Origin of the sequence: Levilactobacillus fuyuanensis, assembly GCF_003946395.1 — a bacterium.
In the GTDB taxonomy this organism is placed as follows: domain Bacteria; phylum Bacillota; class Bacilli; order Lactobacillales; family Lactobacillaceae; genus Levilactobacillus; species Levilactobacillus fuyuanensis.
The window spans coordinates 1-1203 of the sequence record NZ_RHNZ01000052.1 but is presented as its reverse complement, the minus strand read 5'-3'; the positions used below and the strand labels follow the sequence as shown (position 1 = coordinate 1203).

The 1203-nt window shown below is 44.5% G+C and carries 1 protein-coding gene; it reads left to right on the top strand.

Going from position 1 to position 1203, the window contains the following annotated elements; genetic code table 11:
- Positions 1-119 precede the first annotated feature (119 nt).
- Positions 120-1145: an IS30 family transposase gene (locus EKM73_RS12700; protein ID WP_060463087.1), complete on the top strand. Its 1026-nt coding sequence runs from the start codon at positions 120-122 to the stop codon at positions 1143-1145.
- Positions 1146-1203: the final 58 nt, after the last annotated feature.

Here is a 1203-nt window from a genome sequence, read left to right as displayed (position 1 = left end):
CCTCGATTTAAAATTGAAGTGCAACACCTGCTCTACTAGACCAGTTCTTTATTCAGACTAGTCAAAAAGGCCATGAAGACCTATTCTTAATTCACCACAAACAAGAAAGAGGTATCTTCATGACCCGAATTAAGAATATCATATCTAATCAGTATCACCAACTCAATTTAGCTGAACGTGGTCGAATTGAAGCCCTAAGGGGCTTAGATTGGTCCATCCGCCGGATTGCCAAGGCTCTTCATCGTAATCCCAGTACGATTTCGCGTGAATTAAGACGGGGGACAACAACACAGATTAACGCTAATACTCGTATCTTCGAACAGTCATATCTGGCGGAAACTGGCGAAGCAGTTTATCGTAAGCACCGGCTAAACAGCTGTTATCGTGGACTCTTTGATCACTGTCAAACCTTCTGTAATGCTTTGGTTACAGCTTTAAAAGCTCGCCCCAGAATGCATAGTGTGGATACTTTTGTTCACCAATTCAAGACTAATTACCCAGGAGTTGTCTGTCCCTCAACACCGACGGTGTATCGATACATTGATGACCAGCGTTTAACTATCCGTAATTCAGACCTACCAGCTAAACTCCGTCGCCGAGTCAAACGTCCCGGAACAAAGCATCACCGAATCAATAAGAAGAATCTGGGCCATTCAATCGAAGAGCGTCCCACTGTGGTTCAAGCACGTCAAGAGCTTGGACACTGGGAAGGTGACTTGGTCAAAGGTAAACGAGTTGAATCTGAGCCAGCATTAATGACTTTGACTGAACGTGTTAGTCGTTTAGAAATCATCGTTAAACTTCCCAATTATCATGCCGACACTTGCTTGAAAGCCCTCCAGAACACCTTATATGACTATGGAACTGAGTACTTTAAAACCATTACTTTTGATAACGGTGCCGAGTTCTCAAGCTTGAGCCAAGTGGTGGGAACGGACATCTACTTTGCCCATCCTTATTCACCATGGGAACGCGGAACCAATGAGAACACTAACGGCCTTTTGCGCGAGTTCTTCCCGAAGGGTAGATCCTTGGTTTTGGCCTCACTCATTGATATTCAGCTGGCTCAGGATACCTTAAACAACCGGCTGCGGCGGTCATTAAACTATCGTTGCCCAGCCGATCTAATGCCTGAACTAGCTTAGCAACTAGACCACTTCTAAGAATAGATTCTTAGTGTTGCACTTGATTTGACAATTGAGG

Coding starts and splice junctions, on each gene's coding strand:
- EKM73_RS12700 (WP_060463087.1), top strand. CDS start 120: ATGACCCGAATTAAGAATATCATATCTAATCAGTATCACCAACTCAAT.